Source organism: Runella zeae DSM 19591, assembly GCF_000423565.1.
GTDB lineage: Bacteria > Bacteroidota > Bacteroidia > Cytophagales > Spirosomataceae > Runella > Runella zeae.
Map to the genome: position 1 here is coordinate 48,171 of NZ_AUIF01000057.1, position 9,283 is coordinate 57,453.

At 39.6% G+C, this 9,283-nt stretch carries 10 protein-coding genes; 7 read left to right on the top strand and 3 right to left on the bottom strand.

Annotated elements, in window-relative coordinates; all coding sequences use genetic code 11:
- Nucleotides 1–86: 86 nt before the first annotated feature.
- Nucleotides 87–1,412 (bottom strand): tRNA lysidine(34) synthetase TilS, encoded by a 1,326-nt coding sequence (tilS, locus tag G563_RS0115545; protein WP_028666130.1) that lies wholly within the window; start codon nt 1,410–1,412, stop codon nt 87–89.
- Nucleotides 1,413–1,560: 148 nt separating this feature from the next.
- Between tilS and G563_RS34875 the strand changes: the two genes are divergently transcribed.
- The 7 genes from G563_RS34875 (at nt 1,561) to G563_RS0115580 (ending at nt 7,894) form a co-directional block, all read left to right on the top strand.
- Nucleotides 1,561–3,303 (top strand): OstA-like protein, encoded by a 1,743-nt coding sequence (locus G563_RS34875; protein ID WP_169579766.1) that lies wholly within the window; start codon nt 1,561–1,563, stop codon nt 3,301–3,303.
- Between the two features lie 159 nt (nt 3,304–3,462).
- Nucleotides 3,463–4,086: a T9SS type A sorting domain-containing protein gene (locus tag G563_RS0115555; protein ID WP_028666131.1), complete on the top strand. Its 624-nt coding sequence runs from the start codon at nt 3,463–3,465 to the stop codon at nt 4,084–4,086.
- A gap of 83 nt (nt 4,087–4,169) precedes the next feature.
- Nucleotides 4,170–5,066: an outer membrane protein assembly factor BamD gene (locus G563_RS0115560; RefSeq protein WP_037327051.1), complete on the top strand. Its 897-nt coding sequence runs from the start codon at nt 4,170–4,172 to the stop codon at nt 5,064–5,066.
- 39 nt (nt 5,067–5,105) lie between these two features.
- Nucleotides 5,106–5,414: a DNA-directed RNA polymerase subunit omega gene (locus G563_RS0115565; RefSeq protein ID WP_028666133.1), complete on the top strand. Its 309-nt coding sequence runs from the start codon at nt 5,106–5,108 to the stop codon at nt 5,412–5,414.
- An 85-nt stretch (nt 5,415–5,499) separates the two neighbouring features.
- A complete protein-coding gene (gene coaBC, locus G563_RS0115570) occupies nt 5,500–6,705 on the top strand; it encodes a bifunctional phosphopantothenoylcysteine decarboxylase/phosphopantothenate--cysteine ligase CoaBC (protein WP_028666134.1) in 1,206 nt (401 codons plus the stop codon).
- Nucleotides 6,706–6,730: 25 nt separating this feature from the next.
- The gene (porD, locus tag G563_RS0115575) at nt 6,731–7,651 is read left to right on the top strand and encodes a type IX secretion system protein PorD (protein WP_037327068.1); all 921 of its coding nucleotides are present in this window, start codon (nt 6,731–6,733) and stop codon (nt 7,649–7,651) included.
- Between the two features lie 15 nt (nt 7,652–7,666).
- Nucleotides 7,667–7,894, top strand: a complete 228-nt coding sequence (locus G563_RS0115580) for a hypothetical protein (protein WP_028666136.1) — start codon at nt 7,667–7,669, stop codon at nt 7,892–7,894.
- 206 nt (nt 7,895–8,100) lie between these two features.
- Here the strand turns inward: G563_RS0115580 and G563_RS0115585 are convergent, their stop codons facing one another.
- Both G563_RS0115585 and G563_RS0115590 read right to left on the bottom strand, forming a co-directional pair.
- Nucleotides 8,101–8,793, bottom strand: a complete 693-nt coding sequence (locus G563_RS0115585) for an IS630 family transposase (protein WP_157585366.1) — start codon at nt 8,791–8,793, stop codon at nt 8,101–8,103.
- A 2-nt stretch (nt 8,794–8,795) separates the two neighbouring features.
- Nucleotides 8,796–9,283: helix-turn-helix domain-containing protein (locus G563_RS0115590; RefSeq protein ID WP_229598514.1), on the bottom strand; the 488-nt coding region annotated here is incomplete at its 5' end.

A 9,283-nucleotide genomic window follows, 5' to 3' on the forward strand; every position in this document is an offset into this window, starting at 1 on the left:
CAAATACTATGCCAAACTCAAAAAACTCATAAAATCGCTAATAAAAAAGCGAGCAACAAAACAACAAATATCTGAATATCAATATTTTATAAAATTTCAAATTTTGATATTTTTTTTCTAATTCCTTCAACTTTGAAGCGTTCATCGGCTCTTAGACCTACAACCCAAGCAATTTGCCCCTCAGACTCCAAAACATAAACTTGGTTTTTGAGACTTCTTGGCCACTTGATATCTACCAAAAAATCGCTTATTTTTTTTCGTTTACCATTCATTCCCAATGGACAAAACCAATCCCCCTTTTGCCAAGGTCTCATCCGAAGAGGAAACGTAAGTTTGGAATAGTCAAGAAAAACAACACTTTGAGACACCCCATAAGCGACCTCAGACAACAGATCCCACTTTAGTATTTTACCTTCAAAAGCCATTTCTCCCACATTATCAACTATCTCATACGTCAGTACTCCATGCATAGTATGGGTTTGGGGAGTAATAAGCCATTTTTGACGGTCAAAAGTCAATACATGAGTCGTGGAGAAATATTGTTTTCCCACCTGTCCTTTTCGATTTTTCCATATTTCTTTTACACGTTTATAATCAAACCCATAATCATTGAGCCATAAAGCCAATTTTTCCAAAGAGGCCGTTTGTTTTTCTAGCTCCTCTATCGCCACCCAGACATTACCTTTCTCATTTTGAATCACCAATGGCCTTTGCCTTTCCAACGCTTCATGTAGTATATCTTCGGTAGCTTTGACTCGCTCTGCTAGTTCAGCGGCAGCGGCGGTTATTTGAGGATTCATGGCTTTTAAAATAGGAACCACTTCATGCCTCAAGCGATTTCGCCCATAATCGACCGAGGCATTAGAGCTATCTTCTCTCCATTTCAAGCCTTTTTCTTGAATGTAACCTAGTAATTCGCCCCGCGTCACCCCCAATAAAGGTCTTACGAGCTTACCATTCTTGGGCAAAATCCCGTGCAAGCCTGCCAAGCCAGTACCACGAGTCAAATTCAGTAAAATTGTTTCTAGTAGATCATCTTGATGATGAGCCGTTAGCAAATAGTCATATTTATTTTCAATCAAAACTTCCTCAAACCATTGATAGCGCAAATCCCGTGCGGCCATTTGGGTAGAAACACCGTTTTGTTTGGCGTACATTTTTGTATCAAAATGTCGAACAAAAAAATCGGCTTTATAGTGATAGGCTAGCTCACGCACAAAGCGTTCGTCATAGTCCGACTCTTCTCCTCTCAATTGAAAGTTACAATGAGCTATCCCAAATTGAAAACCAGCCTCATAACATAAGTTGACCAAGGCCACCGAATCTATTCCGCCGCTGACTGCGATCAAGAGCCGATCTGATACCGTAAACAGTTGTTTTTCGTTAATGTATGTTAAGAATGAGTCTAGCATCCGTTTTTAGCTAATTTTGTGCGTAAATATGGTGACACAACGCAGAGGTCAACAAAAATTTCCGATGATTTTTCAAAAAAACAAACATTTTCGTTGCAACCCTTCGACGCTTTTTTGCGTAATAGGTATAAACACGCTTACAATTCTGATGCTCCTCCTAACGTCCATATCATCCCGCGCTCAACGCCCCTCTAGCACGCTCCCTATGGCGAGTGACGAGAAGGTGTTTTTGTTGGGAGCTGATAGTATGAGTATCAACAAACTCCCCGACGGCAGTGAAGTGAGAAGAGTAGTAAGCAAAGTTGTTTTTCGGCACAAAGGAGCATTGATGTACTGCGACTTGGCTATTCATAAAGTGTCTTCTAATGCTTTGGAAGCCTACGGGAATGTAAAAATTGTGCAGGGAGATACCGTCACTGTAACGGGTGACACACTATTTTACTTTGGAAATACTCGCTTAGCAAAAGTAATGGGCAAAGTGGTCACCTTAAGAGATCGTAAACGCTCCGTTACATCTACCCGCATCGAATATGATATGGCTAGCGGCATAGCTTATTATCCCAACAAAGGTAAAATCTTAGATGCAGAAAATACCCTCACTAGTCAAGTCGGCTACTACGACACCCGTACCAAAATATCAACCTATTACAAAGACGTAAAGCTCGTTAACCCCAAATATACGCTTACTACTGATACCCTTGTTTATAATTCCATTACCAAAATTGCGGATTTTAAAAGTCCTACCAAAGTTATTAGCAAAGACGGAACACTCGTAGCCAAAAACGGGTCTTATAATACCGAAACTGGCGAATCTCTGTTTCGTACCCGAACCACTATCGACAATCCCGATTATACTCTTACGGGCGATTCTATTACCTTCGATAATCTCTCCAAGAAAGGCTATGCCAAAGGAAAGGTGGTGCTGGTTTCCAAAAAAGATGATACCATTCTCAACGGAGACTTTGGAATATACAACGGCAAAAAAGGTTTCTCCAAAGTCTGGGGTCATCCACTGATGCGCACTGTAGTATCAAAAGATACACTTTACATGACTGCCGATACTTTGTATTCGATTGAAATCCCCAAAGATTCTCTTTCCAAGGATTCCACCTCAAAAGCAATCGCCTCCAACGGCTCAAAGCAACAGGCACTTGGTCTGACTACCTCTAACAAATCACAAACACCCTCCGACACCACCAACAGGCCCAAGCAGCTCATAGGTTATAAGAATGTTTTGGTTTACAAAAGAGATTTACAGAGCAAATGTGACTCGCTCGTCTATCATTCCCTTGACTCCAATATCACGTTTTTTAAGAAGCCTATCATCTGGACAGGAAAGTATCAATTGGAGGCAGATACTATTTTAGCACAGCTTGTACAACAAAAACTGCGAACAATGTACTTGCGAGCTAAGTCTTTTGTGATTGCACAAGATACCCTTATTAATTTTAATCAAGTAAAAGGCCGCCGTATCACCGCTTCTTTCGATGATAGTACCCGCTTACAGAGAGTTTTTGTGGAAGGCAACGGGCAAAGTATATACTTCGCCGCCAATGAACAAAACAAACCCATGGGGATGAACCGAGTAGAATGCGCCAAAATGACGCTTAATTTCAAAAACAATCAAGTGCATCGTATACAGTTTGTGGGTCAGCCAGACGGGAAGTTTATTCCTCCCCAAGGCATCAAACCCATAGACAAGGAACTTGAAGGGTTTAGTTGGCGCATCAAAGAAAAGCCCTCCAAAGAAGAAATATTTACCAAAGCCAACTTTAAACCAATGCCTTTGCCAGTTGTCAAAGAATCAGAAAAAAATAAACCTCCTGCAAACAAAACACTCTCAAAAGAGGTTTTAAAAACAAAGCTAAAACCCAAAAAAAAGAAACTTTAATCCAAAAGAAACTTTTTACGTCAATTTTCCGTAAATATTGTGTACCGCATAATAATTTTTAACATCATTTTAAGGCACGATTTTTGATTTTATAAAAATAAGCTTATATTTTTGCAGTATACAAACGAAGAAATATGATTTTCTCAGAAACATCCAGCTATGAAACAACCTGTACTCATATATATTTTTCTTATCTGTTTCAGCTTACTAACTCTGACTGAGGGATTTGCGCAGTCATCAGCAAGCCAAAACAAAAGCCGCCTTCACATAGGTAAGAAATCAACTCCTGCGGCGGCTACTCTTTCTAAGGTGCCAAATAAACTTGATCGTAGCATCAGTTTACGCCCTAGCTCTGCTATCAACGCTTATTATCGGTCAGTGCTTTTGAATCCGGCTGCTTCAAATACCTCCAACGCATCTGTCAAAAACCGTGCCAATGGCGAAACTTTGGCTGTTAATACTCCCGATACTCGCCCTAATATTGAAGAAATTGGAAAATCAGATGATTTACTTTTTTCAAGTGAGAAATTAAAAGTACTTAATGCCTTCCCCAATCCTGCTAACGACTATGCAGAAATTGATTATCAGTTTTTAGGTCACACTAGCAGTGCCAAAATCTCATTGTATAACGTACTTGGAGCTAATGTAGCAGAATACGAGCTTGACAAATATGACCGCTCACTTCGTATCCAAACCCGTGAGATGCCCAACGGAGTATATTTCTATCAGCTACTTCTGGACGGTAAAAAAGTCGCTACCAAAAAACTCCTCATTCGTCACTGATTTTACGAACCTTCATCTATATACTATTTATGCTTCAATTTCGTTATGAAATATGAAGCAACATTTGTATTTTTGCGCCCGATATGCGTAACTCCCTATTTGGATATTTCCTAGTGTTTTTGAGCGTGGTAACGCTTGGAGCATGTAGCAAGTTCTCGAAGCTACAAAAAGAAGGAACCCTCGAACAAAAATACGAGGCAGCTCTTCAGTATTATAAAAAAGCCGACTACTACCATGCAGGCTTGTTGTTTGAAGAAATCACCCCCCTACTCAATGGGAAAGATGCTCGTCAGGCCGAATTAGCCCAGTTTTATAATGCCTACTGTAATTTTAAGCAGGCCAATTATAACATGGCTCAGTTTTTGTTCAAAAATTTCTACGAGACTTTTCAGCGAAGTGAGTACGCCCAAGAAGCCTTGTATATGCACGCGTATTCTTTGTATAAGGATTCTCCAAACTCAAACTTGGATCAAACAAATACCTTAACGGCAATCAGTGCACTCCAAGATTTTATCAATACCTATCCAGAGAGTGCATTTCGTGAAGAATCCACGCAATTGATTTTGGAGCTTCGCGATAAATTGGAGCGTAAGGCATATGACAAAGCGAAGCTATACTATAAAACAAGCGAAGCCAACATTGCCAATTTCCGCTCGGCCGTAGTGGCAATCAACAACTTTCAAAAAGACTTTCCTGATTCAAAATACAACGAAGAACTAGCTTTTTTGAGAGTAGATGCTCAGTACAACCTCGCTCGTTTGAGTTTTATTGACAAACAAAAGGAGCGTTTTCAAGATGTAAACAAATATTATCTCGCTTTTATTGACAAGTATCCCCAAAGCAAATATCTGCGTCAAGCGGAGCGGTTTTATGAAAATACCCAAAAAGAACTAGAAGTAGTATTGCAAGCCGAAAAAGTGGCCAATGAAGCCAAATCTAACACGGGTAAATTGTCAACTCCATCTTCCAGTCAAAACTAAGAATCGGTCAAAACTTAAGAAATAAACTAAATAATAGATATGGCAGTAAATCCATCCATCATAACTCGCGATACGGATAAATTGGCGGCTAAAACCGGTAACCTTTACGAATCGGTAGCGATTATTTCACGTCGTGCACGCCAAATCGCCTCAAAAACCAAAGAAGAACTCAATAACAAACTAGCCGAGTTTGCTTCGGGTATCGACAACCTCGAAGAGGTATTTGAAAACCGCGAACAAATTGAGATTTCTAAGTTTTATGAGCGTCAGCCCAAACCAACTGGAATTGCCATTGAAGAATTCATGGAAGACAAATTGTTTTGGCGCTCCAACGAAGAAGAAGCTTAGTATCACTGATACCACCAAATTAAGCCGCGTACAGCGGCTTTTTTGGTTTCACAACTCCCTTAATTAAATAATTTGAAACGGGCACATGTTATCATCCCTTCAAAACAAAAAGATTTTACTTGGCGTAAGCGGTAGTATCGCGGCCTATAAATCAGCCCTTCTCATCCGTCAGCTTGTCAAAGCGGGTGCAGAAGTGCAGGTAGTCATGACAGACATGGCCAAAGAGTTTATTACGCCATTGACCTTGGCTACTTTATCCAAAAAACCTGCTTTATCTGCTTTTGTAAAAGATGCAACTGGTCAATGGAACAATCACGTCGAGCTTGGGCTTTGGGCAGATGCCATGGTGATTGCACCAGCTTCGGCCAATACCCTCAGCAAGTGTGCCAACGGAATCTGCGACAATCTGCTCACTGCGGTCTACCTTTCGGCTCGTTGTCCCGTTTTTTTTGCACCAGCGATGGATTTGGATATGTACCAACATGGCTCAACTCTCAAAAATTTAGAAAGCCTCAAAAGCTACGGAAATCATATTTTGGATGCTGCCTATGGAGAATTGGCCAGCGGCCTAGTAGGCTCAGGCAGAATGGCCGAACCCGAAGAGATAGTCATCGCATTGGCCAAACACTTTTCAAGTCGACAAGTACTGAAGGGTAAGAAAGTACTCATTACGGCGGGTCCCACCCAAGAACCCATCGACCCCGTAAGATATATTAGTAACCATTCGACGGGCAAAATGGGCTATGCAATCGCCCAAGCATTTGCGTTTGCAGGAGCACAGGTTACCTTGGTAAGTGGTCCTACTTCTCAGCCTATTCCTGATGCTTCGGTGGAGGTCATTAAAGTACAATCCGCCCAGCAAATGTATGAGGCTACCCAAAATAGATTTGCCCAAGCTGAGATTATTATTTTGTCGGCTGCGGTTGCTGATTATACTCCTACTCATCCTGCTGATCACAAAATCAAGAAAAAAGAAGCTCATTTCACAATCGAACTCAACAAAACTGTCGATATTGCGGCTACCGTGGGCTCTCAAAAGAAAACAGGGCAAATCATGGTGGGCTTTGCATTAGAAACCAATAATGAGTTTGAGAATGCACTTGGAAAACTTAAATCCAAAAACCTCGATTTTATTGTACTCAATTCTCTCAATGACAAAGGTGCGGGATTTGCACACGATACCAACAAAATTACCGTTATTGAAGCATCAGGTAGTGTTCATCATTTTGACCTTAAACCAAAAGCCCAAGTTGCCCAAGATATTTTAGAACTTGTGGCAGGAAAATTGTAGTGAAAATGTCAAAACTTGTGTGTTTATGAAGTCCATCCAAACTTATATACTTACTGCTTCATTACTGTTGGCATTGGTGACCACGGCTTTGGCGCAAGAATTGAACTGTACGGTTACGCTCAATTATAATCAGTTGTTTTCTCAACAAAACACTGACAATGCCAACCTCAATCAACTAAAAAACGTCATTAGTGATTTTATCAATGCCCGCCGCTGGACCAATGACAATTTTAGCCCAGAAGAAAGAATCAACTTTAAACTCAACATAAACCTCATTCGCTCGCCTAAACAAGGCGATTATGAAGGTACCGCTCAGCTTATCGTCACTCGGCCCGTATACGGAACCAACTACGAGACCGTTGTTCTCAACTATGTCGATAGGTTCTTTAATTTTAGTTATCTTCCAAGCAATCCAATGTATTTTACCGAAAATACATACAGTGATGAACTTACGCACATGCTCGCTTTTTATTCTTACATTGTTTTGGCCTTGGATTATGATTCTTTCAGTAAATTAGGTGGTAATCCATATGTTCAGAGAGCATTTCAGTTAGTAAATATTGCCCAAAACAATTCGGCATCATCTTCTACATGGCGCTCAAGCAGTGACCTCAGGAGCCGTTTTTGGTTGATAGACAACCTCATGAATCAGCAAATTCTGCCTTTCCGTGAAGCAATCTATACCTACCACCGACTTGGATTGGATACTTTTGTCGAAAATCCCATTGCTGCCCGCCAACAAATCATGAATGTACTTAATTCTATTCAACAAGTCAGCAAATTGATGCCTACGTCGGTTCTTATCAATTCGTTTTTGGATGCCAAAGGAGAAGAGATTTACAAAATCATGAACGAAGCCAGTAAAGACGAAAAACAAAAAACGTTCACAGTTCTCTCTCAAATTGACCCTGCCAAAACCGAAATGTACCGCAAACTACTCCAATAATTTTTTTGCTTTTTTATGGGTAAACGCCTTCACAAATTATTTCAAGCCGATTTGGCAAAAGAAGCTTCTTCTTTAGTGGGAAAGGATATTAATATAGTCTTGAAAAGCAATCAGACGTTTTTGGGAAGATGCTTAAAAGTAGAAAATCAGATGTTGTTTATTAAAGATTTTCGAAATCATCCTCATAGCCTTGCTTTTACCCAAATCGAAGCAGTTATATATGACCAGTCAAGCCATTATTGACCAAAAACTCAAGGCGTACCTATTCTCTTCAACTTAGCATATCTCGTTTTTGTTTTGATTTACAAAATGGGATTCCTATTTGAGAAGGTCACTTTTTTGTTTAAATTGCTTACCTCCGAATACACTCCGCTTTTTCTTGAATAATGCTTAAAGGGTATTTTTTTTGTCAGGAATACCCCGTTTGAGGATATTTAGTGCATTGTAATTTAAGTAATTTTATATTTTAAGTTGCTCTGATTGACAGATTGATACTTTGAATTCATGGCACTTCGGGCATTTTTAATAGTAAACTGCCATTTTATTTTAATTTGTTTATCATTACGTTCTTTGACAATAGCCTCAATTTCGGATTCAAGTTTATCTTGCGTTGGAATTCTACGATTAAGGCACTGCTTTGATAAGGCTGAAAATTCGATTTCTATCATATTCAGCCAACTGGCGGATTTAGGAGTATAATGGATTTCAAACCTTTGGGCTAATTCATAGGCTTCATCAGCGGGTAAAGTCTCATAAAAGGAACTGAAATTATGCGTGTTTAAATTATCTTGAACCAGCCTGATTTTGATAGCCTGAGGATATAATTTAACCAATTCCTGCATAAATTCGGCGTACTCTTTCTTAGTTCTTTGTGGATAAACTTTGGTAAATCTATGACCTTTTAATGGTTCAATAGCCCCCAAGAGGCAACAGGAACCATTTTTTTTATAAGCATAATGTTGTTTGGCTACCTTACCCTCTTGTGTTGGAATGGGTGCAACCGTATCACCAATTAAGAAACAGGGACGTTCATCAAAGCAGACCACAGGGTACAATGGATCATAAGGTAATACGTATAAACCCAAAATGTCTTCCATTCTAGCAAGGAATAAAGCATCTATTTTTCCGATACACCAATAGATTTTTAGGTGGGGTTTGACTTCATTTTTTTTAGTATAACTCCCACTTGATTATGAGAAATATGCTCACAATACCCTAATTCAACAACTTTTTCTGCTAAAAGGCGTAAAGACCATTCGGCATGACCCTCTGGGCTTTCACTACAAGCTAAGGCTGTTATTTTAGCTCGCTGTAAACCATCTATTTCTATGGGACGACCACTACGGGGTTGGTCTTCTAAGAAGTTTAATCCGTTAGCATTATATTTATCTCGCCATGATAACAAAGTGGGGTTACTGCAATCCACTATTTGCATGACTTCGACAAACGTTTTACCAGAATCTAATAATTGCAAGGCTATGGCTCGTTTATATTGTTTTGCTTTTAAGCTACCTTTTGATAAAAGTTCCGCCAAAAGTTGCTTATCTGAATCGCTAAGTTTGATATGTTGCTTCTGCATTTGTCTTTTTTGAAGCAATATACAAAATTTTAACTTATTTAAATTACACTGTA